The sequence below is a fragment of the Klebsiella sp. 1SOBk5mer genome (assembly GCF_046603115.1).
Classification (GTDB): Bacteria; Pseudomonadota; Gammaproteobacteria; order Enterobacterales; family Enterobacteriaceae; genus Klebsiella; species Klebsiella quasipneumoniae.
The window spans coordinates 311,057-336,371 of sequence record NZ_JBKIUU010000005.1 but is presented as its reverse complement, the minus strand read 5'-3'; the positions used below and the strand labels follow the sequence as shown (position 1 = coordinate 336,371).

Genomic DNA, 25,315 nt, shown 5'->3' with positions numbered 1-25,315 from the left:
TGGCGGTATCAAACCGCTACCGACAGCATGCATCGTCCAGGCCGGGTATGGCGAGTCGCTACCCGGCATTTTTTACCTCCACGCCTTAGCGTTGTTCATCCAGCTGCAGCGCGATATACAGCAGCAGCCGGTCGTCAAAGCTGCCAAGATCCAGCCCCGTCAGCTCCGAGATACGATTCAACCGGTACTCCAGCGTATTGCGATGAATAAACAGGGCCTTCGACGTCGCCAGCGGCTGCACGTTATGGCGAAACCACGCCTGCAGCGTTCGCCGCAGCAGCCCGTTGTTATCCATCGCCTTGAGACGCGCCAGCGGACGAGCCAGCTCATTGGCCTGCCAGCCGCCGCGCAGGCTGTCAAGCAGCACCGGCAGCATCAGATCCTGATAGAAATAGCAGCGGCTCTCCGGCATCCGCTGCTTGCCCACCATCATCGTCGTGCGAGCGGTACGGTAAGAGCGGGCGATACTCCCGGGACCGGTGAAGAAGTTGCCCAACGCCACGCGGAAACGGAGCTGGCCATTCTCTTTCATCCTGGCGATAAGCTGCTCGACGCGCCGGACGTGATCGTCGGCGTCCCAGCGGCCAAAGCTGTTCAGCGCCGGTTTCAGCACCACCATTTCCGTGAGCGAGACAATGGCCACGAGATTATGGCGATCGGGCGTGGTCAGCGCGTTCTGCAGCTGCTGTAGTTCCGCCATCGCGCTGTCTACGCCGAGCTGGCCGCTGTCCACCTCAATCATCGCCACCACGCGCGGCTGATTCAGGTCGATGCCTAATCGCTGAGCCCATTCGTTCAGCGCCGGGGTATGCTCTTCCGCCTGAATCAGGTTCATCACCAGCTCTTCGCGCAGACGGCTGTCCTGCGCCAGGAGATGCATCAGTCGCGACTGCTCCAGCATCATCTCTGCCGTCATGCACACCAGCTCGCCATATTTTCGCAGCGACTCCGGCTCGCCGGTCAGGCCGATCACCCCGACGATCTCCCCCTCCAGGCGCAGCGGCAGGTTAATGCCCTGGCGCACCCCGTGCAGATGGCGAGCCACCGCGTCGTCGATATCCACCACCCGCCCCTGGGAAAGCACCAGCAGCGCGCCTTCGTGCAATTCACCAATCCTTTCCCGATCGCCGCTGCCGATAATCCGCCCGCGGGCATCCATCACGTTGATGTTGGTATCGATGATGCGCATCGTCCGCGCCACAATATCCTGCGCCATTTTGGTATCGAGATGCCAGCCAGCCATGTAATCCTCCCCTTTGCAGGGCACCAGCATAAAAGAGTCGTCGCCCTGCCGCATTGTGCATATGCCCGAAGCCCGGATGAGATATGTGGAGTTGTGGAAGCGGTCACAGAACGAAAAAAAGCCCCTGCCCTCGGCGAGGGAAGGGGCTGGGATCAAGCGCTGACGATTACTGCAGCAGCAGGTAGATAGAGGCGTCGCCGCGCTGAATGTTCAGCGCCAGCACGGACGGTTTGGCGTCGAAGATTTTCCGCAGATCGGCGATATTTTTCACCGGCTGCTGGTTGGCCCCGACAATGATGTCGCCTTTCTTGAGGCCAATCTGCGCCGCCGGGGTGCCGGCTTTCACATTATTGACCACCACGCCTTTGTCCTGACCCTTGTTGCTCATTTCCGCCCCTTCAATCCCGTTGAAGATGGTGCTGGAGTCAACCTGGGTCTGGTTGCTCTGCTGCAGTTCGACGGTGACGGTCACCGGTTTGCCATCGCGCAGCAGGCCAAGCTCAACCTTGCTGCCGATAGGCATGGTGCCGACCTGAGCACGCAGCGCGGCGAAGCTGCTGATCGCCTTCCCGTTGAGAGAGGTGATCACGTCGCCGGCTTTAATGCCCGCTTTCGCGGCCGCCGACCCCGGCATCACCTGGCTGACGAAGGCGCCGCGCTGGGCGTCGACTTTCATCGCTTTCGCCAGCTCAGAGTTCAGTTCGGTGCCCATGATGCCGAGCTCGCCGCGTTTCACCTGGCCATATTTCACCATCTGTTCGGTCAGGTTTTTCACCATGTTGCTCGGGATAGCAAAACCGATACCGATGTTGCCGCCGTCCGGCGCCAGAATGGCGGTGTTGATGCCGATCAGCTCGCCGTTGAGATTCACCAGCGCGCCGCCGGAGTTCCCGCGGTTAATCGCCGCATCGGTCTGGATAAAGTTTTCGTAGTTTTCCACGTTCAGGCCGCTACGACCCAGCGCGGAAACAATCCCGGAGGTCACGGTTTCGCCCAGACCGAACGGGTTACCGATAGCCACGGTGTAGTCGCCGACGCGCAGCGCGTCAGAGTCGGCAAGCTTAATTGCCGTCAGGTTTTTCGGATCCTGAATCTGAATCAGCGCGATATCAGAGCGCGGGTCTTTACCCACGACTTTGGCATCAAACTTACGACCATCGCTCAGCTGGACCTTAATCGTGGTGGCGTTGTCCACGACGTGGTTGTTGGTCACCACATACCCTTTGGCCGCATCAATAATCACGCCGGAGCCCAGCGCCATGAATTTCTGCTGCTGGCCGCCGTCAGGCTGACCGCCCTGTCCGCCGCCCTGGCAAAACGGCGAACTCTGGAATGGAGAACCATCCTGGCAGAACGGCGAGTTATCGCCAAAGAACTGCTGGAAGTTACGCGGCATCCGTGGGGTATTAACGGTAGTGCTACCTTCAACGTTAATGCTCACCACCGACGGCATCACTTTCTCCAGCATCGGGGCCAGGCTTGGCATCTGCTGCGCGTTAGTGGCCGAAGATGCCGTTTCCGCCGCGCTCGCAGAGAGCGGGGACAATGCCAGACCTAAACTCAGAGCCAGTGCACTCATTGCTAACGTGGTTTTTTTCATCAGTTTCAATCTCAATATCAGAAAACGAAAGTTGCTGTGTACGTGACTATCAGAGTCATTTTATAGCGCTAAGTTCCGGAATTAAGTTTCTGGAAAAAGTAAAAATTTATTGTCCATCTTTACAAAACTCCAGCCTATTCCACCGCCATCAGTCGTCGATATTCATCCCACGCATATAAATCCGTCATCCCGCTGATATAATCCTGAATCAGACGGCAGCGATAATAGTATTCCATCAGCGCAAATTCAGGCGCTGTGCGCGCGAGCTTATTTACCGCTTCCACATAGGCCAGCCGGTGGCGGGTTGAAAGTTTCTGATACAGTCGGGAGGCAATGGGTAAACGCCGTACCCGCTCCTGCGCCACTAATTCGCTGAAATCCTCCAGTGATAATTTCAGCAGCGGCTGATAGATATCCAGCAGGCCGCTGATCACCCGGTAGCCCTGCAATTCCAGCTGCTCGACATCCGGATGGCTAAACACCTGTTTCATCGCCACATTTTTATAAAGCTCCAGCAGCTGACTGCAATCGCTGTCGTCCTCGAGCAGCGCATGATTAAAGTCGCCCGTAAAGATGGCCGGCAGGTTGTCAATAAATCGGCGCGCCGCGTAGGGCACCAGCTTATTCAGCGTGTTCACCCGCAAATACATAAAAAACTGATCTTCCGCGCTCTGCTTCAGGGAATTGGCTCGTGATTTCTCCCAGGCATTTTCCACCACCTGCGAGAATAACGATCCTTTTTCATGGCTGCCCCAGGCGTCGTAAAGATGCTGATAAAGCTGCTCAGCGCTGAAAATACGTTTTTCCACCGCGTCCTCGAGATCCGCGACGCAATATGAGATGTCATCCGCGGCTTCCATAATCCAGGTTAATGGGAACCGATTGTAAGGCGCCAGATCCAATTCTTTACGCAGGCGCGCCACATACTCCTCTTCGGCTAAATAGTAGCCAGGCTTCTTCATTAAATAACTGTGGCTGGCTGGCGTCGCCTCGGACCACCACGCCGGACGAGTATATTTCAGAATACAGCCGACCTGCGCCCAGGTCAGATTCATGCGCATCAGCGTATGGACCAGACGAATGCCCTGGGCGTTGCCCTCAAAGCAGCAGAGATCCTGGCGCACTTTGCGGCGCAGCGCGTTAAGCGACGTTTCCCCCTCCTGCAGGCGTAATGCCTGCACTTCACAGCGATCGTCGGTCAGCGGCTGTCCGAGCGCATCGCCGGGCGCCAGACGCTGGCGGAACCAGTCGTTAATCGCCGCCTCGCCAAAATGGCCAAACGGCGGGTTGCCGATATCGTGCATCAGGCAGGCCATCTCCACGACGCTCTCGAATGGCCCGGTCAGCTCTTCCAGGCCATACTCTTCCAGCAGCCTCTGCTCTTTCAGCCGGCTCAGTACCTCTTTGGCGATATAACGCCCCACCTGCTGCACCTCCAGCGAGTGGGTCAGACGGGTACGCACCGCCGCGTTGCGCTCCAGCGGGAAGACCTGAGTTTTTTGCTGTAAGCGACGGATGGCCGGCGAGTTGACGATCCGTCCCCGATCGCTTTCGAAGATCCGCAGGATGTCGCGCTCCGTCTCGACACGCGGCGGCGAACGGAAGCGTCGACGCCAGTTTATCTTGTTGCGAAAATCAATCTTTGCCATAGCCTCTCCCGCGCGAGCAATACGCTTCCCCTTAAGCGCATGATAGACTATGCAACTAAACCTGACACATCGCGAGTAAATCTATGAAAATTGGCATTATTGGCGCTATGGAAGAGGAAGTTACCCTTCTGCGCGACAAAATCGAAAACCGCCAGACTATCACTATTGGCGGGAGCGAAATCTATACCGGCCAACTTCACGGCGTTGACGTCGCGCTGCTGAAGTCTGGTATCGGGAAAGTGGCGGCGGCGATGGGCGCGACCCTGCTGCTGGAGCGTTGCCAGCCTGACGTGATCATTAATACCGGCTCAGCCGGCGGCCTGGCGTCGACGCTGAAGGTCGGCGATATCGTCGTCTCCGATGAAGCGCGCTACCACGACGCCGACGTCACCGCCTTCGGTTATGAGTACGGCCAGCTGCCTGGCTGCCCGGCGGGCTTTAAAGCGGACGAAAAACTGGTGGCCGCCGCGGAGAGCTGCATTAACGCGTTAGATCTCAATGCCGTTCGCGGCCTGATCGTCAGCGGTGATGCCTTCATTAACGGCTCTGTCGGTCTGGCGAAGATCCGCCATAATTTCCCGCAGGCGATCGCTGTGGAAATGGAAGCGACCGCTATCGCTCACGTTTGCCATAACTTTAAGGTTCCCTTCGTGGTGGTTCGCGCCATCTCCGATGTGGCCGACCAGCAGTCTCACCTCAGCTTTGAGGAGTTCCTTGCGGTCGCCGCCCGACAGTCCACCCTGATGGTGGAGAATCTGGTCCAGAACCTGGCACGTGGCTAAGTCGCTCTCCTTCGCGCTTGCCGCGCTGCTGTTACTCGCCCCGGCGTGGCTGCTGGCCGCGCCGCGGGTGATCACCCTCTCCCCCGCCAATACCGAACTGGCCTTTGCCGCCGGGATCACGCCGGTCGGCGTCAGTAGCTATTCCGATTATCCGCCGCAGGCCAAAACGATTGAGCAGGTTGCCAGCTGGCAGGGGATGAACCTGGAGCGCATCGTAGCGTTAAAGCCAGACCTGGTGCTGGCCTGGCGCGGCGGTAATGCCGAACGTCAGGTTAACCAGCTGCAGTCCCTGGGGATCCACGTCCTCTGGGTGCAGACTTCGACCATCGAAGAGATCATCGCCACCCTGCGTCAACTGGCGAAGTGGAGCCCGCAGCCGGAAAAAGCGCAGCAGGCGGCGCAGGCGATGCAGCAGGAATACGATGCGCTGAAAGCGCGCTATGCCAGCGCGCCGAAGAAACGCGTCTTCCTGCAGTTCGGTTCCGCCCCGCTGTTCACCAGCGGCCCCGGCTCGATTCAGGATCAGGTGCTGAGGCTGTGCGGCGGCGAGAATATCTTTGCCGCCAGCCGTGTTCCCTGGCCGCAGGTGAGCCGCGAACAGGTGCTGGCCCGTCAGCCGCAGGCGATTGTGGTGACCGGCGACGCCAGCCGCATCGCCGAGGCGCAGCGCTTTTGGCAACATCAGCTCACCATTTCGTTGATTGCGTTACACAGCGACTGGTTTGAACGCGCAAGCCCACGTATTATCCTCGCCGCCAAACAACTTTGTGCGGCGCTCGACCAGGTAAAATAACCATCCGGTAAAGCGGATGTTCAGTGGGAATCAACGATGCTTGTCTATTGGCTGGATATTATTGGCACGGCCGTTTTCGCGATCTCCGGCGTTCTGCTAGCCGGAAAGTTACGCATGGACCCGTTTGGCGTGCTGGTGTTAGGCGTGGTGACGGCGGTGGGCGGCGGAACCATCCGCGACATGGCGCTGGCGAATGGCCCGGTATTCTGGGTCAAAGATCCCACCGATCTGGTGGTGGCGATGGTCACCAGCATGCTGACCATCCTGCTGGTCCGCCAGCCGCGCCGGCTGCCGAAATGGATCCTGCCGGTGCTCGACGCCGTCGGTTTAGCGGTGTTTGTCGGCATCGGCGTGAATAAAGCCTTTCTCGCCGGCAGCGGCCCGCTGGTAGCGGTATGCATGGGGGTGGTGACCGGCGTTGGCGGCGGGATAATCCGCGACGTGCTGGCGCGCGAAATTCCTATGATTCTGCGCACCGAGATCTACGCCACCGCCTGTATTGTCGGCGGCATTGTCCACGCCACCGCGCACGACACCTTCCATCTCCCGCTGGAGAATTCGGCGATGATGGGGATGGTGGTGACCCTGGCGATCCGGCTGGCGGCGATCCGCTGGCATCTGAAGCTGCCGACGTTTGCCCTGGACGATAACGGACGGTCATAAAAGCAAAACGGTAACCCTGAGGTTACCGTTTTTAGCATTGGCGCCCTCTCGCTGCGAGAAAAAGCCCCCTGCCGCGCTCGCTTTAAACGCTGAACGAGGACCCGCAGCCGCAGGTGCTTTTCGCGTTCGGGTTGGTCACGATAAAGCGCGAACCTTCCAGCCCTTCGGTATAGTCGACAGAGCCGCCGACCAGGTACTGCAGGCTCATCGGGTCAACCACCAGGCCGACACCCTGTTTCTCAATGGTCATATCCCCTTCGTTCACCTGATCGTCGAAGGTGAAGCCATACTGGAAACCGCTGCAACCGCCGCCGGTGATATACACGCGCAGTTTCAGGTTCGGATTATCTTCATCCGCAATCAGGTGTTTTACTTTATTGGCTGCGGCTTCGGTAAACTCCAGCGGCAACGCTACGTCATCACTCATTTTTTGCTCCCATTGATACTTCCGGCCGGTTAAAGAATAACCGGACCTTTTGAGCCATTATCTAATACCCTGGTAAATCGTTCAAGTATTCTCCCGGGGTGCCTGCTGCGCTTTTGCCGCCTGCTCGGCCTCCTGCTTCGCCAGAGTACGTTGCAGAATGGTCGAATACAAAGGCTTACCGCCGAGGAATTGCGCCAGTAGTGTTGCGCCAAGGCAGGTAATAATCATTGGCAAAATGAGCTGATAGTTATCGGTCATCTCCAGCACCAGCACAATCCCGGTCAGCGGCGCGCGCACCGAGGCGGCGAGCAGCGCCCCCATACCGGCGATGGCGAAGGTGCCGGCATCGAGATGGTAGGATGGAAACAGCGGAATAGCCGCCATGCCGAACGCCGTGCCCAGCAGCGTGCCAAGCGCCAGCATCGGGGCGAAAATGCCGCCCGGCGCGCCGGAAGAGAAGCAGATCAGCGTGGTCACCACGCGGGCAATAAAGATGAACAGCAGCAAACCGACGGAGAAGTTACCGGCGGCGGCGATGGGGATCAGGTTAAAGCCACCGCCCACCGCGGAGGGCTGCATCAGCCCCAGCAGGCCGCAAAGCCCGCCGATGACCCCGCCAATTAACACCCATTTTTTGATGTGGCCGCCGTGAATGCGCTGGAACAGATCCTGGGTGCGTAGCACCAGAAAATTAAACAACGGGCCAAAGCAGCCAAACAGCATCCCCAGCACCAGGTACAGCCACAGGGTATTCACCGGGGCATTGCTCAGCTTGCCCACCTCTATAATTGCCGCCTCGCCGTTGAAAATGCGAAACACAATGCTCGACATGATCACGCCGGTAAATACCGCTTTAATGGAGATCAGGTTGTAGCGGAACTGCGGGCGCATCTCTTCGATGATAAACAGGATACCGGCCAGCGGCGCGTTAAAGGCCGCTGAGAGCCCCGACGCTGCACCGGTCGCCAGCAGCGTGTGCCGCGCTTCCGGACTGCGCATGCGGAAAATATCCAGCACCATGCGTCCAATGTTGCCGCCAAGTTGCACCATCGGCCCCTCGCGTCCCAGCACCATTCCGGCGCCCAGGGTCCCCATGCCGCCGATGAATTTCACCGGCAGCACGCGCCACCAGCGCACCGGCCGCAGCTCCTCCAGCGCCCCTTCGATTTCCGGGATCCCCGATCCGCCAGCCTCCGGCGCAAAACGGCGCACGAGGAAATAGCCGACCATCGCCAGCAGCGCCGACAAGATAAACGCCAGCGGCCAGACCAGATACCAGTGATCCGCCACCTGCGCCAGCGCGCCGATCCGCTGGTTCTGCACCCAGTTCACGCTCTTTTCAAACGCCACGCCCACCAGCCCGGCCAGCGTGCCGACCACCGCCGCCATAAACAGCACCGCCAGCGGCGTTTTATCGCGCTGAATCAACCGGCGCACCGCATCGCCGCGACGCACCCGCACGAACTGATGTGCTTCAAAAGAGGGAGTTTCTGCTTTCATGCCATTATCAATTATTGGTAATACAAATGAAGAGAGAGGCATTTTAGCCGCCCCGGCGCGCTGCGTCGTCAAAAAAATGCCCTTGCGGCACATTGTTTCAATTGGGCAAAACTTTCATAACCATCCTGGAATAACTTAGAATAGCCGATAAAACATTTTTCACGAACCAGGACCCTGGCCATGAGCAAATCTGAAAATCTGTACCACGCTGCGCGTGAACTGATCCCCGGCGGCGTTAACTCGCCGGTCCGCGCCTTCACCGGCGTCGGCGGCACCCCGCTGTTTATCGAACGCGCGGATGGCGCTTACCTTTATGACGTGGATGGGAAAGCCTATATCGATTATGTCGGCTCCTGGGGTCCGATGGTGCTGGGCCACAACCATCCGGCGATCCGCAACGCGGTGATCGAGGCGGCGTCCCGCGGCCTGAGCTTTGGCGCGCCGACCGAAATGGAAGTAAAAATGGCGGCGCTGGTGACCGAGCTGGTGCCGACCATGGATATGGTGCGCATGGTGAACTCCGGTACCGAAGCCACCATGAGCGCGATTCGCCTGGCGCGCGGCTTCACCGGCCGCGACAAGATCATCAAGTTCGAAGGCTGCTACCACGGCCATGCCGACTGCCTGCTGGTGAAAGCCGGTTCCGGCGCGCTGACCCTCGGCCAGCCGAACTCGCCGGGCGTGCCGGCTGATTTCGCCAAACATACCCTGACCTGCACCTATAACGACCTCGCCTCCGTGCGCGCGGCGTTCGAGCAGTATCCGCAGGATATCGCCTGCATCATCGTCGAGCCGGTCGCCGGGAACATGAACTGCATTCCGCCGCAGCCGGAGTTCCTGCCGGGCCTGCGCGCGCTGTGCGACGAATTTGGCGCCCTGCTGATCATCGACGAAGTGATGACCGGCTTCCGCGTAGCGCTGGCGGGCGCGCAGGCTTATTACGGCGTGGAGCCGGATCTGACCTGTCTCGGGAAAATCATCGGCGGCGGGATGCCGGTAGGCGCCTTCGGCGGCCGTCGCGAGGTGATGGACGCGCTGGCGCCCACCGGTCCGGTCTACCAGGCCGGAACCCTCTCCGGTAACCCGATCGCCATGGCCGCCGGCTTCGCCTGCTTAAGCGAAGTGGCGCAGCCGGGCGTGCATGAAACCCTCACCGAGCTGACCAACCAGCTGGCGCAAGGCCTGCTGGATGCGGCGCGTGACGCCGGGATCCCGCTGGTGGTCAATAACGTCGGCGGCATGTTCGGCATCTTCTTTACCGATGCCGAAACCGTCACCTGCTATCAGGACGTGGTGAAGTGCGATGTCGAACGCTTCAAGCGCTTCTTCCATCTGATGCTGGAGGAAGGCGTGTACCTGGCGCCGTCAGCGTTTGAGGCTGGCTTTATGTCCGTCGCCCACAGCGAAGAAGATATCGACAATACCATCGACGCTGCGCGTCGGGTATTTGCCAAACTGTAAGGTGCTTGAATGCCTGGTGACGCAGGGATTTTCCCGGATGCGGCGCATTGCGCCTTATCCGGGCTACCAAATCGCACAGCGCTGTAGCCCCGGTAAGCGATAGCGCCACCGGGGAGTTTCCCGGATGCGGCGCATTGCGCCTTATCCGGGCTACCAAATCGCACAGCACTGTAGCCCCGGTAAGCACTAGCGCCACCGGGGATGTTGAGGCCATCCGGGATCGTTAGCGGCTCTGCTTCCTCAGCAAATAGATAAAGTACGGCGCGCCGATAAAGGTCGACAGCAGCCCCGCCGGGATCTGGTACGGGAACATGATCATCCGTCCGCACCAGTCGGCGAAGACCAGCAGCAGCCCGCCAGTCAGTCCGGAGATCACCATATGCGGCAGCGTTCGCCGGAAGCCCATCATGCGCGCAATATGCGGCGCCATCAGCCCGACGAAGCTCAGCGGGCCGATGGTCAGCGTCGCCGCCGCCGTCAGGCAGGCCGCCAGCAGCAGCAGAACAATCCGCGATGACGTCAGCGCCATGCCCACCGCCCGCGCCGCCTCCCCGCCCAGCGGCAGGATGGTTAACCAGCGGCGACAGAGCGGCGACAGCGCCAGCAGGACCAGCATCACCGCGCCGCTGCGTACCACCCTCTCCGGCGTCGCGCTGTAGGTCGACCCCGAGATCCACGTCAGGATCTGCGCCATGCGCGGATCGCCGCTGGCCTGCAGCATCATCAGCAGCATAGTGAAGGCGGTACTGAGCGCCATCCCCGCCAGCAGCATCCGATGCGGCGAGAAACCGCCCCGCCCGGCGGCCAGCATAATGATCAGCAAAGTGGCCGCCGCGCCAAGGCTCCCGGCCGGCAGCAGCCAGCCAAAGGCGTCGCCAGGCACGAAGAACAGCATCAGCACCACGCCAAAGGCGGCGCCGGAGCTGATGCCCAGCACTTCCGGGCTGGCCATCGGGTTGCCGGTCAGGCGCTGGATAATACAGCCGGCGACCGCCAGCATCACCCCGGCGAACAGCGCCGACAGCACCCGCGGCCAGCGCCAGGGCAGCAGTTGCTCCAGCAGATCGCCGTGAGCCCACAGCCAGCCGTGGGCATCGCGACCAAAGGCCAGCGCCACGCTCATCGCCAGCAGCAGCAACGCGACGCCCCCGAGAACAAACCATTGCACGTGATAGCGCTCAGGCTGCACATTATCGCCGCCGTTCATCACCGGGGCGCTGATGCTGCGCAGCCGCGGCAGCAGCCACAGCAGCAGCGGCGCGCCAATCAGGGCGGTGACCGAGCCGGTGGAGACTTCCCGCCATACCCGGCTCAGCCAGAGGATCACCTGATCGGAAAGCCACAGGAGCAGCGCGCCGATCAGCGCCGCCAGCAGCAGCCGGGCCAGCAGTCGACGGGCGCCGAGCATTTTCGCCAGCAGCGGCGCGAACAGGCCGATAAAGCCGATAATCCCGACCGCGTTGACCAGCAGCGCGCTCATCACGATCGCCAGCGTCAGGGCGCCGAGGCGCGCCAGAGACAGCGCCAGCCCCAGGTTGCGCGCCACCCCGTCATCGAGCCCCATCAGAGTCAGCGGACGCAGCAGCAGCAGGGTGAGTATCGCCCCGCCCAGCAGCTGCGGCCACAGGCGCTGCGCCACGCTCCAGTCGGTTTGCGTCAGCGTCCCGGTGCTCCACAGGAACATGCTCTGCAGCTGGTCGTGATGGAAAATCACCATCAGCTGGTTAAGCGCCCCGCAGTAGAGGCTGACCACCAGGCCCGCCAGGATCAGCGTTACCGGCGACAGACGCTTGCCCCAGGAGACGCCAAACACCAGCGCACCCACCAGACAGGCCCCGGCCAGCGCGGCAAACTGCGACGCCAGCACGCCGGGGATGGCCCACAGCGTGGTGACCGTTATCCCCAGCTGCGCGCCGGTGGCGACGCCAAGGGTGGTCGGCTCCGCCAGCGGATTGCGCAGCACCTGCTGGAACAGTACGCCGACCAGTCCCAGCCCGGCCCCCACCAGCAGTGAAACGGCCACCCGCGGCAGCAGGCTGTAATGAAACAGCATCTGGGCAATCTGATCGCTATCCGGCTGCCGCAGCGCCTGCCGCCATTGCGCATAGGGCAAGGCGACATTGAGATTGACGATACTCAACGCGAAGGCGGCGACCAGCAGCGCGGCCAGCAGGATACTGGCTAACGGTGAAATACGCGTATTCATGCCGGACTCCCCTGGGCCTCGGCCAGCACGCGGGCAAAATGCATCGCCGACAGCGTCGCGCCATAGAACCACACCGCCGGAACGCGCTGGAAGCGCCCCGCGCGCACGAACGGCATCGCCTGCCACAGCGGGGTCGCCAGCAGCTGGGTCATCTCCCGCTCGTTACCATGATCAAAACAGATCACATCGGCCTCGTTAAACGCCGCCAGCCGGTCGATGCCAACGCTGACGCTGCCCCAGAACGCCGCTTCGCCGCGCCAGGCGTTTTTAATACCAAAGCGGTCAAGCACCTCCTGGAACAGGGAGTTTTCGCCAAACACCAGAACGTGGCGCGGATCGAGCAGGGAGATCATCAGCAGCGGACGGTCGCCGCGCCCGGCAAAACGCGGCTTCAGGCTCGCCATCAGCGCCTCAAACTCCGCCAGGTGGCGCTGAGCCTGCTGCGGTTTGCCCAGCAGGTCAGCCATCTCCAGCAGCGAGCGCTGAGCCATCGCCAGCGGGCGTTTGCCGTCGCTAAAGGTGAATCCGCGGCCGGGGGCGATACGCGCCAGCTTCTCCGGCGACGGGCCGTAGCCTGCTGACCAGACGATAAACGACGGTTTCATCTGCGTCAGCAGCTCAAGATTGGGTTCAGTGCGCAGACCGACATCGATCACCGAGTCGGGCAGCGCGGGCTCGTTCACCCACAGGCGATAGTTAGGGATATCGGCCACGCCGTAAGGCGTGACGCCCAGCGCCAGCAGCAGCTCCGCCGGCAGCCACTCCAGGGCGACCACACGCTGCGGGTCAACGTTCGCCGCCTGCGCGCCGCGCATCTGCCACAGCAGCGGCGAGAGCGCCATCGCGGTCAGCAGGCGACGTCGGGTTATCTGAGTCGGGGTCATCATTAATAGACAAAGCTTACCGGCGCCGCGCCGGCCGGGTGCGGCAGGATCCCCATCGGGATGCCGTAGATTTGTTCCAGGGTGTCGCTGCGCATCAGTTCCGCCGGCGTCCCCTGGGCGATCATTTCCCCGCCGCGCAGGGCCACCAGATAGTCGCAGTAGCGGGCCGCCATATTAACGTCGTGCAGGACGGCGATCACCGTCAGGCCGCGCTGCTGGCTGAGACGATGCACCAGCGCGAGGACATCAACCTGATGGGCGATATCCAGCGCCGAGGTGGGTTCATCGAGCAGCAGACAGCGGCTATCCTGCGCCACCAGCATGGCGATCCACGCCCGCTGACGTTCGCCGCCGGAGAGGCTGTCCACCAGACGATGGGCGAGCGGCTTCAGCCCTACCAGCGCAATCGCCTCTTCCACTTTCTCGCGGTCCGCCGCGCCAAAGCGACCCAGCGCGCCGTGCCACGGATAGCGGCCGATCGCCACCAGCTCGCGCACCGTCATACCTTCGGCCGGCGGCAGCTGCTGCGGCAGATAGGCCACTTTGCGGGCAAAGGCTTTGCTGCCCCAGCTCTCCAGCGGCTGGCCGTCCAGCAGCACATCGCCTGCGGAAGGCGGCTGATGGCGGCCAAGCATTTTCAGTAACGTCGACTTGCCGGAGCCATTATGGCCGATCAGGCCTGTGACTTTTCCGGCCGGGAAGGTGAGCGAGAGCGGATGGAGCAACGTGCGGCCAGGCACACGGAAAGTGACGCGATCCAGCGCGAAGGTGGTTTCTGCGTGCGGAGTCTGTTCCTGCATAGCGATAACCTGATAAAGGGCGCGGCGAACCGCGCCCGTAGGTGGTTAGAAACGGAAGGTGGCGGTGGCGACGACCTGACGTCCGGCCCCCCAGTAGCAGGCGTATTCGCTGTAGCAACTGGAGACATATTCGCGGTCGAACAGGTTGTTGACGTTGACGCCGACCGACGAGCCCGGCAGGCCAAAGCGCGCCAGATCGTATTTCACCGTCGCATCCATCAGCGCATAACCGGCCACACTAAAGGCATCATTTTTCTTACCGGTGCTGGTGTCATTTTTGTAGTAGCTGACCGTTGAACCGATATAGCGCGCCCCGGCCCCAATCGTCAGACCGCTCAGCGCGGTTTCGTGGAAGGTATAATCCGCCCACAGGGAGGCCATGTTACGCGGCACTTCCGCCGGACGTTTGCCGTTGAACACCGTATCGTGAGTGTACTCCGCATCGGTGTAGCTGTAGGCTGCGGTGACGTTAATATTGGCGTTCACCGCCGCCTTCGCCTCCAGCTCAAGGCCGCGGGAGCGGATTTCGCCGGTCTGGATGCTGAACGCCTGGTTAGCCGGATCCGCCGTCAGGTTCTTGTCTTTGGTCAGCTGATAGACCGCCGCGGTGACCACCACCGGCATATCTTTCGGCACATATTTCACGCCGGCTTCATACTGCTTACCGCGCGACGGATCGAACGGCTTACCGCTGCTGCTGGCGCCCGATACCGGTTCAAACGATTCGCTGTAGCTGAAGTACGGAGAGATACCGTTATCGAACAGGTAGTTGATGCCGCCGCGCCAGCTGAACTGCTGGTCGTGGTTCTCCGCCAGGCTGTTGGTGGCGCGGGTTAACGTTGAGGTCGTGGCGTAATCGTAACGGCCGCCCAGGGTCATCACCCATTTATCCCACTCCATCTGATCCTGCGCGTACAGGCCAGTCTGCTCCATCCGGTTGAGCACCGCGTACGGGAAGGTGACCTGAATATTCGGGTTGCCGTACTGCGGATTGTTCATGCTGATGGGATCAGCCGTCCCGTAGTCGGCATCCACATCGTTACGCATCCGCGAGTAGTCCACGCCGGTCAGCAGGGTATGGCTAACCGCGCCGGTGGCGAAATCAGACTGCAGCTGAGTATCGACGGTGAAGGTGTTCAGGTGCTCGTCGGAGCGTACATAGGCGCGATTCATGTAGCCCGGCGCGACATAGCCGTTGCCGTACACCGAACGATAGAGCGTATGCACATCGGCATAGCGCAGGTTCTGCCGCACGGTAAAGGTGTCATCGAACTGATGGGAGAAGCTGTAGCCCACCATCTTCTGGCGGCGGGAGATCTTATTATCCGCCTCGCCTTCGTTGAAATCGGTCGGCAGCTTGTGCGCCTTACCGTTGGCGTCGTAATACGGCACCACGGTGCCTTCGCGCGGCAGCCAGCCGTAGTAGCCCGCATCCGGATCATTCTGGAAGTTGCTCAGGAAGGTGAAGTCGGTTTTATCATCCGGACGCCAGCTAAAGGAGGGCGCCACCGCGTAGCGGGTCGATTTCGCCATCTGCTGCTGGGCATCCTGGCTGCGGCCCAGGCCGGTCAGGCGGTAGGACCAGACGCCGGCATCATCAATGGCGTCGCTGAAGTCAAACCCGGTCTGCCACAGATTGTCGGTGCCCATCTTAAACTGCACTTCTTTCAGCGGCTCGGTGGTCGGGCGTTTGCTGACCATGCTGACGATACCGCCCGGGTTGCTGTTGCCGTACAGCACCGAGGTTGGCCCGCGCATCACTTCCACGCGCTCCAGGAAGTAAGGATCCATGGAGACTTCAGAGTAGTTATTCCCCTGCAGCTTCATGCCGTCCAGATACTGGTTGGTGTTGACGGTCGTCGAGGTGGTGAAGCCGCGAATGGTGACCACGTCATAGGTGGTCGAACTGCCGCGGGTGGAGAAGACGCTTGGCGTATAGGAGAGCGCCTCTTTTACCGTCGTCGGCTGGCGCATCTCCATCTCCTGGCGCGTCACCACCGACACAGACTGCGGCGTTTTTTCAATCGGGGTATCGGTTTTCGTCGCCGTGGCGGAACGTTTCGCCGCGATGGTCGGCGCCGGTCCCCAGGCGCTTTCCTGGGCGGCCGGGGCGGCAACGACGGTAATGGTTTCTTCTTGCTTCGGTTGTTCTGCTGCCTGTGCGTAGACAGACATGCCGCTAACCGCCGTGGCTACTACAGCTGCGACTTTACGCAGCGAGTGGTTTGGCTGAGCAGTTTTTGGACGCGCCATGGATATATCTCTGATGAAAGTGAATGATAACGTAAACGAGAATTATTATTATGACGGGCGATATAATAGGCGAAACGTTGAAGGCAAGGCAAGCGATATGCCTGTCGCTGCGGGTTGAAGGCTGAATTAATAACCAGATAGTTATTATGGAGTTAAAGAGCCGTTAACTTTTTTACAGGCATAAAAAAACCCCTTAATACTTTCGTCTTAAGGGGTCTGGTCTTAGGGCTTAAATCAGTTACTGCCGAACATATCCTTGATCCAGCCCGCGACGCCGTCGCTCTTCTCCTGCTGCTTCGGCGGCTGCTGTTGCTGCTGCTGCTGTTGCTGTTGCTGCTGAGGCTGCTGCCCGGACTGATTGAACGGGTTGTTCGCTTCCTGCTGCTGCAACTGCTGCTGCTGCATCATCTCGCCCTGGCGGCACAGCGCATCCGGCTGCGTCGTCCACACCGGCAGCGAACGCATACCGCCGCTGCAGACGAAGTTGCCGTTGCTGTCCACGCCCATGTCGACCACGTCTTCAGGCGCCGTCAGCACCAGCGGCGTTGGCGTCTGGTTCGCCAGATAACGCTGGTAAATCGACATCGCACCGCTGGCGCCGTACAGTTTGGTTGGCTGGTTATTATCGCGACCCACCCAGGTGATGGTCACCTGGCTACCGTCGATCCCGGCAAACCAGGTATCGACGTTATTGTTGGTGGTCCCGGTTTTCCCCGCCAGATGGAGGCCCGGATACTTCGCGCCCAGCTGACGCCCCGTCCCGCGCTGCACCACCTGCTGCATGGTCCACAGCGTCATGTAGGCCGCCTGGGCAGGCACCGCGCGCTCCGCCTGCGGGTAGCTCTGATACAGCACCGTGCCATCTTCCGCAATCACTGACCGCAGGGCGGAGAGTGGCGCACGGTTGCCGCCGCTGGCGATGGTCTGGAAGGCCTGGGCCACTTCAATTGGCGTCAGGTTCAGCGCGCCAAGCAGCATCGCCGGCACGGCGTTGAGCTGATTCTTCGGCGCCCCCAGTTTGGTCCAGGTATCGACCACCGCCGGCAAGCCCAGCGCCATCCCGAGGTTAACCGTCGGCACGTTCATCGAACGGGTCAGGGCATCCACCAGCATCACCTGGCCGCTGAAGCGACGATCGTCGTTCTGCGGCGACCAGGTCTGGCCGTTGGACAGGCGAATGGTCACTGGCGCATCGGCGATCCACGTATTCAGGCGATACTGGTTCGGCTGGCTCAGCGCGGTCAGATAGGTCGCCGGCTTGGCCAGAGAACCAATCGACCGGCGGGCCTGCATCGCACGGTTGTAGCCGGCGAACTGCGGCTCCGCGCCGCCGACCATCGCCCGCACTTCACCGGTAAAGCGGTCCACCACCACCATGGCGGTTTCCAGATCTGCCAGCTTGCGCTGTTTCTTCAGTACCGGGATCCCTTCAGTGGCCGCTTTTTCCGCGGCATCCTGCGCCACCGAGTCGAAGGTCGTGAAGATCTTCACGCCGGAGAGATCTTTCACTTTATCGCCCAGCTTCGCCTGCAGCTCCTGACGCACCATCTGCATAAACGCCGGCTGTGGTGAAATCACCCCGCCGCGCGGCTGCACGCCCAGCGGACGCGCGCTCAGCATGTCGTACAGCTCCTGGTCGATGACCTGCTGCTGCTGCAGCAGACGCAGCACCAGATTGCGTCGCTCAAGGGCCAGTTTCGGGTTGCGCCACGGGTTATAGACCGAGGCCCCTTTCACCATCCCCACCAGCAGCGCCTGCTGGTCGAGGCTCAGCTCTTCCACCGGACGGCCAAAGTAGTACAGGCTGGCCAGCGGGAAGCCGCGAATTTCGTTATCGCCGCTCTGACCGAGGTACACCTCGTTCATATACAGCTCAAGGATACGATCCTTGCTGTAGCGGGCGTCGACGATCAGCGCCATGTACGCTTCGTTGGCTTTACGCCAGTAGGAGCGTTCGCTGGAGAGGAACAGGTTTTTCACCAGCTGCTGGGTCAGGGTACTTGCCCCCTGCACCGTCCGGCCTGCCGTCAGGTTCGCCAGCACCGCACGGCCGATGGAATAGAGGCTGATACCATCGTGCTCGTAGAAGTGGCGGTCTTCGGTCGCCAGCAGCGTATCCACCAGCAGGTCGGGGAAGCCGCTGCGCTTCACGAACAGACGCTGCTCGCCGTTCGGCGACTGCAGCATGGTGATAAGCCGCGGATCGAGGCGGAAGAAACCGAACTGGCGGTTGTTATCCATATTCTCGATGGTTTCCAGATGGTCGCCATCGAAGGTCAGACGCGCGCGCACCTGCCCTTCTTTACTGTCCGGGAAATCGAACGGACGGCGGATCATCTCGATGCTGTTGGCCTGCACCGTATATTCGCCGGGACGCGTCATCGCGCTGACCTGACGATACTGGGTGGCGTTCAGCAGACGCACCATCTCGTTTTTGCTGATCTGCATGTCCGGCTCAAGGTTCACCATTCGGCCATAGACCGCGGCCGGCAGCTCCCAGACTTTACCGTCAATGCGGCTGCGGATTTTCTGGTCGAGGTAGACGCCATAGGCGGCAATCAACACCGCGAAGACAATCCCCAGCTTGACCAGCAGCCACAGCCAGCTGCGCTTACGACGAGGCTTGCCACCTTTGCCTTTGCCTTTTCTCGGCACCGGTTTCTCATCCTCATAATCATCGTCATCATACTCGTCGTCGTAGTCCTCTTCCCGGACCCGGCGACGGGTGACTTTCTGTTTTGTCGGACGTGAGGGTCTTCCCTTACGTCCGATAGGCTCGCGGTCATCTCCCGCCATGCTTTTTCTCCGCAACGTTCAGGCGCAAAGGCCTGATTCTCAATACTTCCCCTGTTCAGAGGAAGAAGAAATCTCTCAAATTAACGTCCTGGCTGCTTACCCTGGGGACGACAACCTGCTGGCGGGCTGAACGCGCCGCCCACCTTTCAAAGGGTTGGTTTGCTTCGTTTCACATGATACTAACAATAAAAATTCACCATAAAATCATTGTGTTAAACGCATCATTGGCAGAATGAGTCAGAACATAGCACGTAATGTTCAGGGCATACAGGATAGCACTAAAATGCGACATTCTTAACCAGCATTTTACCTCGTGCTCACGTAACAAGATGGGAAAGAGTATGTTTTTTAATAACATAAAAAATGACGCTCGCCCTGACGCCAAATGCGGCGACATCATCTGCCGCAGAAAATATATTTTCCGGCCGCCAATGTTTATTACTGAAAGAAGTAAAGGGGATTAATCGAGTTTCTGCCAATAAAAATGAGAGCCTGTTAACATTTATGCAGAATCATATTTTATGATGACACCAGGGAAATATTTGTTAAACTAGCGGCCAGTGATTCATTATTTTGATTACTCTACTATGCGCATTCCGCTTATATTTCCGCTTTGCGTGGTGGCAGTGCTCTCTGGCTGCCAACAGAAACCCGCCTCAACGCTCAGTCCGGCCATCAGTAGCCAGGCGCAGCTCGAGCAGCTCTCGTCCGTGGCGGCAGGAACGCGCTATCTCAAGAATAAATGTAATCGTAGCGATCTGCCCGCCGATGAAGCTATTTATCGCGCGGCGGTGAATGTCGGCAAAGCGCGCGGCTGGGGAAATATTGACCCGGCAACGTTAAGCCAAAATAGCGACCGGCTTTACCAACAGCTTTTACAGGACAGCACCCCGGAAGCCGCGCAGTGCAGTCAATTTAATCGCCAGCTTGCACCCTTTATTGCCAGCCTGCGCGGCGACTAAACAAAATATCTTCAACGCGCATTTTATTGCGCGTGCCCCTTATTCGCCTTTCGGCTCCTCGTCAATTTTCCCGCCGGGCCAGTCCTCCAGCGCCGCGAGGGTAAAGGTCGTGCCGTTGAAGCTAAAGATCGTCACATCCTGCTGGATCTGCTCCACCACCAGATTGGGCAGCGGGGAGTCGCCCTCCGTCCACGCTTTGCCATTTAACACAATGCTGCGCTTTTCCGCTAACGAGGCGTAGACATGCGCGCTATAGCGCAGAGGCGGCAGCGTATCGCTGTCCACCACCGGCGCGGCGGGCGCGCTGGGTTTTGTCGCCGGCGGCGGCGTCTTTGGCGTGGCCTCTCCGGCAGCGGTTAACGGCAGAAGCGCCGCATGCGCCACCGGCAAGGACAGCGTTTGCGGCGGTGCCGGATGACGCCACTGCTCGCCGCCAAACCAGCCGAGCGCGAATAATAATCCGGCATACAGCGGGATAATCCAGCCTGGGATCTGCACCATCCGGCCGCGGATCACCGGCGCGTCCGCCTGCGCGGAAGGCGGCTGATGCGCCACCAGCGGGGGGATCCCTCTTTCACTGTCATCACGAACAATCACCACGATCTCCTGTTCCCTCACGATAACGAGAAGGCGCCCTTACGGGCGCCCCAAACGGCTGACAAAGCGCAATCTTCAGGGATTGCCCGGCGGCGCTGCGCTTGCGCGGGCCTACAGCTAACTGCATAACGGTTTGATATTGCAGTCCTTCGTAGGCCGGGTAAGGCGAAAGCCGCCACCCGGCAGAAAGTCGGCACAGTATCAAACCAGGTTTGTCATCAGCCAGAGGCGCCCTTACGGGCGCCCCACGTCACGTTATTTACTGCTCACCGGCAGGCCGGCGCCCTGCGATTCGCCCTGCGGCAATTCGAGAACAGCAACCGACCAGGCCGGCAGCGTGACCGAGCCGTCAGCGGCAATCTGCACGCCGCTGGCCAGCGAACGGTCGCCCGCCGCCTGCTGGATGGCGCTCAGCTGGAGCGATGTGCCGGCGAAATCCTGCAGCGTCCGGCTTTCCGGGGCGGCGTTAATCGCCACCACGATGCCGTCGACGCGGCTGTCCAGACTGGCGCCAGCCTGCATCCCGTCATCGATGGTCATCACCAGCAGACCGGTCTGCTGATCGGCGCCGGTATTGCGGAAGTCCACACGCTGCATCACCGTCGCGCCGTCGCCGAGGGTAAACAGCGGAGATGACTTACGCAGCGCGGTCAGCTCCTGATAAAACGCAGTCATCTGCTTGAGCTCGGCTTCACCCGGGGTGGCCACCCAGTCCTTCACGCGGGCGATGATGTCATAGTTGCTGCCATCATCGCTGCTGCGCGGCATACCGACGTTGTAGTTGTTGTCCTGGAGGGAGTAATCCACGCGGTTAAACCAGTCGCCGGAATCATACGAGTCGCGGGTAAAGGATTTGGAGCGCAGCAGCTCCGAGCCCTGCTGGTCAAAGGCGATCCCCTGGCCGAGCATGACCGTGGCCAGCGACACCGCCTGCATCCGGACGCGGGTGTCGAGATCCGCCTCCTGAGCGGCTTTGTAGCTGATCATGTCCCACAGCGTCTGGTTGTCGTGTTTTGACACATAGTTCACGACTTCCGTCGGATCAGCCGCGTAGCCGCCAGGCGCGCCGTTATAATCAATCTCGCTGCCTCTCTTCACCGCGCCGTCTTTGTCGATCAGCACGAAGTCCGCAAGGTTACCGGCCATGCCGAGACGGGTCAGATCGGCGAGATGGCGCGCCTGATCGTCGGTCAGGGTGGTCAGCTCATTCGGCAGAACGCCGGCCCCGCTGCCCACGCCCTGGTTCTGGCGCAATGCATCGCCGGAGTCGAACGGCCCGCCGCCGCGCACGGCGTCGCGCAGACGATCGGAGAACGTGCCGATCCCGGTGCCTTTGAGATTGATTTGCGAGGCAATTTCAAAGCGATCGCTCTGGTTGGAATCCCAGCCTTCGCCAAAGAAGTAGATATCCGGGTTCAGCGCTTTAATGCGCTCCCAGGCCGAGAGGATCTGCGCTTTCGGGTGGTAGCCCATCAGGTCGAAGCGGAAGCCATCGATCTTATAATCGGTGGTCCATACCGCCAGTGAATCGGCGATAAGCTTGGCGAACATCCGGTGCTCTGGCGCCGAGTCGGAGCAACAGGTGGCTGATTCCACGCTGCCGGTGGTTTCGTTCAGACGCTGATAGTACCAGGGGACGATCTTATCCAGCACCGAGGTGCGGTCGGTCGGGCCGGCGGCGTTGGTGTGGTTGTACACCACGTCCATAATGACGTTCATTCCCAGATCCTGCTTGATCGCCTGAATCATGGTGCGGAACTCTTTAATGCGCGCCGTGCCTTCCGGGTCGGTGGCGTAGGATCCTTCCGGTACTGTGTAGTGGAACGGATCGTAGCCCCAGTTATAGGAGTCGGTCTGCGCCACCAGCGTATTCAACGCCTGCACCTGCGGGTTATCCTTACTGTCGTTCTGCTTCAGCTGAGTCAGCACCTCTTCAACCGTCGAACCGCTGTCGCAATAACCCGCGAACTCGCTGCTCTTCACCGCGCTGTTGACCTCGCACAGGCGACTGAACGGCTGCTGAATATCGGCGACTTTGTCGCTGAACTCATTGACCGTCGCCAGATCGAAGACCGGCAGCAGCTCAATATGGGTCACGCCCGAGGCCGACAGCTGCTTCAGATGCTGAACCATATTGCTCTCCTGGGCGGTGAGCGCCAGATACTTACCGCGCAGCTCCGCAGGAACGGTTTGATCCCAGGCGGAGAGATCGCGAATATGCGATTCGTGGATCGTCATCTTCGCCAGGTCAGCTTTGGTTTTCTGGGCGTGCGGCATCGTCAGCCCGTCCCAGCCTTCCGGCTTCAGCGCGCTGTCGTTCAGATCGACCACCTGGCTGTACTCCGAGTTGGTCGACAAACTGTGGGCGTAGGGATCGGTCACTTCGTACTGCTCGACTTTACGCGACTGCGGGTGGTAGACCGTCATCGCGTAGCGGTAGAACGCGCCTTTCAGGTCGCTCCCTCCCTGCCAGGACCAGGCGCCGGAGGCGCTGTCGCGGGTCATCGGGTGACTGGCAACCACTTTCTTGTCCGCACTGTAGAGCACCAGCTCGACCTGCTGCGCCGTGGGCGCCCAGACGCGGAAGGTTACGCCGCTATCAGTTAGCTGGGCGCCATAGCTCAGCGCCTCAGCGGCGGCGGCATAGGTATCATCCAGCACGCCGGCGGTCTGCACCTGGGTGGCGGAGCTCAGTATCCCGTCGCTTTCGGCGGATATCGCCACCGTCTCGCCCTGCAGCAATTCCTCGACGTTGACGTCATCCGGCAGCTTAAAGGCAGGATAGCTGGCGAGATGCGGGAAGCGCATGCTCACCTGCTGGCTGACGGTGGTCGGGGTCAGCTTGACATACTTATCGGTAAATTCGCCGTTACTGTCGGCGGCCACCTTACTGCTGTGGCTGTAATAGAGACGCACAATGGGTTTATTTTCCCCGCCCGGCCACAGCAGAGTGGTCTTATCGACCCAGTGCGCATCGGCCAGCGCCACGCCAAAGGCGGCGCGGAAGGCGTCGGCGCGGGAGTCATAGACCGCGCTGTTGCCGGCGATGACCGATACCGTCCGATCGGTGAAATCACTGAAAGAGACGCGCAGGTCGCTGTCGATAAGCTTATTGGTGCCATCGCGGACGATCACGTTGATACACCCGCTCTCTTTAGTCAGCGGGATCACCCAGTAAGGGCCATATTTGTCGCTGCCGGTCGGCGTGGTGCTGACATCATTCCAGTCCGCCACCGGCGCGCTCAGCGCATCACAGGTTTCGTTATTCCACAGATAGAGGTTTTTGCTGGCATAGTCGGCCGGCGTGCTGCTGGTGATGCCGGCGATATCGACGAGGTGAATGACAGCCTGGTTGGCAGAGGCCTGTACCGCTTCGCCAGGGACGGCAACGTCCGGTAAACGGACGACGACATCCTGCGGGTCGGGCGTGCCAGGATTACCGGGTTCGCCAGGTGAGCCAGAGGAAGAGGAGGAAGAGCTGTTATCACAGCCACTCAATAATACTAACGATCCAAGAAATAGGGCATGACAGGTATATCTGAGCATTCGATAGTCCCTAATATGCTTATTAAATTATAAAAGGTAAGAAAGGATGAATATCTTTACAGCGCGCTAATTAGATATTTTTGCTTTCTCAGGCGCAATCATCCCCCACAAATGAGAGGGGGGCGTAGGAAGCCGGGGGAGTAAATGAATAAAGGGAATGACGACCGCAAACCGCAAACTGATTATGATTCGCCACGCTTATCGCCACTCTCCGGCAATAATTCATTCAAAAGCCAATAATCACCTACCTGTTTCGGTAGGGTATTACGCCAGCGTGCAGAAAAATAAATTAGCAAAGGGATTAAAATGCCAATTTCTGTGATGGGGTTAACAAATATAAATAAAGGGATAATTAAATTATTACCCCGAATTGTGACGCTCATCATATTAATAACCGCCATTCCGCAGCTGGCGAAATTAACCTGGCGAGTGGTATTCCCTGTCAGTTCTGAGGATATTTCCGCCCTGCCGTTAACTGCGCCTCCGGCAGCGGAACCGGAATTAAAAAACGTGCGGCCCGCGTTTACCCTGTTTGGCCTGGCGATGAAAAATCCCCCCGCGCCAGCGGAGGCCACCAGCCTCGATCAGGTGCCGGTTTCCAGCCTGAAGCTACGCCTGGCCGGGCTGCTCGCCAGCAGCAACCCGGCGCGTTCCATCGCGATTATTGAAAAAGGAAATCAGCAGGTTAGCCTTAGCGTCGGCGATACCACCCCGGGATACGATGCACAGATCGCTGCCATCCTGCCAGACCGGATCATCGTCAACTATCAGGGGCGCCAGGAGGCCATTTTATTATTTAACGATACCCGCGCGTCGTCGTCATCGCCCGCCGCCGCGCCCCGTCCGCCCCTTATGAAGCGACTCCGTGAGCAGCCGCAAAATATCCTCACTTATTTAACGATTTCGCCGGTACTCAGCGGCGACAAACTGCAGGGCTACCGACTTAACCCTGGCAAAGACGCCTCGCTGTTTCGCCAGGCCGGCCTGCAGGCAAATGATTTGGCGATCGCCTTAAATGGCATCGATTTACGCGATCAGGAACAAGCGCAACAGGCGCTGCAGAATCTGGCCGATATGACCGAAATAACGCTAACCGTTGAGCGGGAAGGCCAACGACACGATATTGCTTTCTCCCTGGGGGATGAATAATTGC

Annotated in this window: 20 protein-coding genes; 8 read left to right on the top strand and 12 right to left on the bottom strand. The window is 60.0% G+C overall.

Features of this window, described 5'->3' with window-relative positions; all coding sequences use genetic code 11:
* Positions 1-85: 85 nt before the first annotated feature.
* The 3 genes from cdaR to dgt form a co-directional block, all read right to left on the bottom strand.
* Positions 86-1,243 carry a DNA-binding transcriptional regulator CdaR gene (gene cdaR / locus ACLH1U_RS14400; RefSeq protein ID WP_023292043.1) on the bottom strand — a complete coding sequence of 386 codons (1,158 nt, stop codon included), beginning with the start codon at positions 1,241-1,243 and terminating at the stop codon, positions 86-88.
* Between the two features lie 166 nt (positions 1,244-1,409).
* On the bottom strand, positions 1,410-2,843 hold the full coding sequence (gene degP, locus ACLH1U_RS14395; RefSeq protein ID WP_023292042.1) for a serine endoprotease DegP: 1,434 nt from the start codon (positions 2,841-2,843) through the stop codon (positions 1,410-1,412).
* Between the two features lie 134 nt (positions 2,844-2,977).
* The gene (gene dgt / locus ACLH1U_RS14390; protein WP_049013573.1) at positions 2,978-4,492 is read right to left on the bottom strand and encodes a dGTPase; all 1,515 of its coding nucleotides are present in this window, start codon (positions 4,490-4,492) and stop codon (positions 2,978-2,980) included.
* 83 nt (positions 4,493-4,575) lie between these two features.
* Between dgt and mtnN the strand changes: the two genes are divergently transcribed.
* From mtnN to ACLH1U_RS14375, 3 genes are read left to right on the top strand one after another with little or no spacing between them, the layout of a single operon-like run.
* Positions 4,576-5,274 (top strand): 5'-methylthioadenosine/S-adenosylhomocysteine nucleosidase, encoded by a 699-nt coding sequence (gene mtnN, locus ACLH1U_RS14385; protein ID WP_023292040.1) that lies wholly within the window; start codon positions 4,576-4,578, stop codon positions 5,272-5,274.
* A complete protein-coding gene (gene btuF / locus ACLH1U_RS14380; protein WP_023292039.1) occupies positions 5,267-6,067 on the top strand; it encodes a vitamin B12 ABC transporter substrate-binding protein BtuF in 801 nt (266 codons plus the stop codon). The genes mtnN and btuF overlap by 8 nt, the downstream gene beginning before the upstream one ends.
* A gap of 36 nt (positions 6,068-6,103) precedes the next feature.
* Complete coding sequence (locus tag ACLH1U_RS14375; RefSeq protein ID WP_023292038.1) at positions 6,104-6,730, top strand: TRIC cation channel family protein; 627 nt, start codon at positions 6,104-6,106, stop codon at positions 6,728-6,730.
* An 82-nt stretch (positions 6,731-6,812) separates the two neighbouring features.
* Here ACLH1U_RS14375 and erpA read toward each other — a convergent pair whose 3' ends face one another.
* Positions 6,813-7,157, bottom strand: coding sequence for an iron-sulfur cluster insertion protein ErpA (erpA, locus tag ACLH1U_RS14370; protein ID WP_002889275.1), 345 nt, complete (start codon positions 7,155-7,157; stop codon positions 6,813-6,815).
* A gap of 81 nt (positions 7,158-7,238) precedes the next feature.
* Positions 7,239-8,657 (bottom strand): H(+)/Cl(-) exchange transporter ClcA, encoded by a 1,419-nt coding sequence (clcA, locus tag ACLH1U_RS14365; protein WP_032452788.1) that lies wholly within the window; start codon positions 8,655-8,657, stop codon positions 7,239-7,241.
* Between the two features lie 180 nt (positions 8,658-8,837).
* Here clcA and hemL point away from each other — a divergent pair, with 180 nt between their 5' ends.
* Positions 8,838-10,118 (top strand): glutamate-1-semialdehyde 2,1-aminomutase, encoded by a 1,281-nt coding sequence (gene hemL / locus ACLH1U_RS14360; RefSeq protein ID WP_017900647.1) that lies wholly within the window; start codon positions 8,838-8,840, stop codon positions 10,116-10,118.
* 223 nt (positions 10,119-10,341) lie between these two features.
* Here the strand turns inward: hemL and fhuB are convergent, their stop codons facing one another.
* From fhuB to mrcB, 5 genes are all read right to left on the bottom strand, one after another.
* The gene (gene fhuB, locus ACLH1U_RS14355) at positions 10,342-12,324 is read right to left on the bottom strand and encodes a Fe(3+)-hydroxamate ABC transporter permease FhuB (protein WP_049014302.1); all 1,983 of its coding nucleotides are present in this window, start codon (positions 12,322-12,324) and stop codon (positions 10,342-10,344) included.
* Positions 12,321-13,211 carry a Fe(3+)-hydroxamate ABC transporter substrate-binding protein FhuD gene (gene fhuD / locus ACLH1U_RS14350; RefSeq protein WP_411299309.1) on the bottom strand — a complete coding sequence of 297 codons (891 nt, stop codon included), beginning with the start codon at positions 13,209-13,211 and terminating at the stop codon, positions 12,321-12,323. Before fhuD ends, fhuB begins: the two co-directional genes overlap by 4 nt.
* The gene (gene fhuC / locus ACLH1U_RS14345) at positions 13,211-14,008 is read right to left on the bottom strand and encodes a Fe3+-hydroxamate ABC transporter ATP-binding protein FhuC (protein ID WP_032452785.1); all 798 of its coding nucleotides are present in this window, start codon (positions 14,006-14,008) and stop codon (positions 13,211-13,213) included. The genes fhuD and fhuC overlap by 1 nt, the downstream gene beginning before the upstream one ends.
* A 45-nt stretch (positions 14,009-14,053) precedes the next feature.
* On the bottom strand, positions 14,054-16,261 hold the full coding sequence (gene fhuA / locus ACLH1U_RS14340; protein WP_032452784.1) for a ferrichrome porin FhuA: 2,208 nt from the start codon (positions 16,259-16,261) through the stop codon (positions 14,054-14,056).
* Positions 16,262-16,495: 234 nt separating this feature from the next.
* Positions 16,496-19,057 carry a bifunctional glycosyl transferase/transpeptidase gene (gene mrcB / locus ACLH1U_RS14335; RefSeq protein WP_032452783.1) on the bottom strand — a complete coding sequence of 854 codons (2,562 nt, stop codon included), beginning with the start codon at positions 19,055-19,057 and terminating at the stop codon, positions 16,496-16,498.
* 363 nt (positions 19,058-19,420) lie between these two features.
* Here mrcB and ACLH1U_RS14330 point away from each other — a divergent pair, with 363 nt between their 5' ends.
* Together ACLH1U_RS14330 and gspS are read left to right on the top strand one after the other, a co-directional pair.
* Positions 19,421-19,582 carry a hypothetical protein gene (locus tag ACLH1U_RS14330; protein WP_048336420.1) on the top strand — a complete coding sequence of 54 codons (162 nt, stop codon included), beginning with the start codon at positions 19,421-19,423 and terminating at the stop codon, positions 19,580-19,582.
* Between the two features lie 62 nt (positions 19,583-19,644).
* Positions 19,645-20,019 (top strand): type II secretion system pilot lipoprotein GspS, encoded by a 375-nt coding sequence (gene gspS / locus ACLH1U_RS14325; RefSeq protein ID WP_023292031.1) that lies wholly within the window; start codon positions 19,645-19,647, stop codon positions 20,017-20,019.
* Positions 20,020-20,058: 39 nt separating this feature from the next.
* Here the strand turns inward: gspS and gspB are convergent, their stop codons facing one another.
* Positions 20,059-20,616 (bottom strand): type II secretion system assembly factor GspB, encoded by a 558-nt coding sequence (gene gspB, locus ACLH1U_RS14320; RefSeq protein WP_285203298.1) that lies wholly within the window; start codon positions 20,614-20,616, stop codon positions 20,059-20,061.
* A gap of 255 nt (positions 20,617-20,871) precedes the next feature.
* Positions 20,872-24,162, bottom strand: a complete 3,291-nt coding sequence (gene pulA, locus ACLH1U_RS14315) for a pullulanase-type alpha-1,6-glucosidase (RefSeq protein ID WP_044521070.1) — start codon at positions 24,160-24,162, stop codon at positions 20,872-20,874.
* 184 nt (positions 24,163-24,346) lie between these two features.
* Between pulA and ACLH1U_RS14310 the strand changes: the two genes are divergently transcribed.
* Both ACLH1U_RS14310 and gspC read left to right on the top strand, forming a co-directional pair.
* Entirely contained in the window at positions 24,347-24,484 is a 138-nt protein-coding gene (locus ACLH1U_RS14310; RefSeq protein ID WP_032429281.1) for a hypothetical protein, read from the top strand.
* A complete protein-coding gene (gene gspC, locus ACLH1U_RS14305) occupies positions 24,469-25,311 on the top strand; it encodes a type II secretion system protein GspC (RefSeq protein WP_279763287.1) in 843 nt (280 codons plus the stop codon). The genes ACLH1U_RS14310 and gspC overlap by 16 nt, the downstream gene beginning before the upstream one ends.
* The last annotated feature ends 4 nt before the right edge of the window (positions 25,312-25,315 follow it).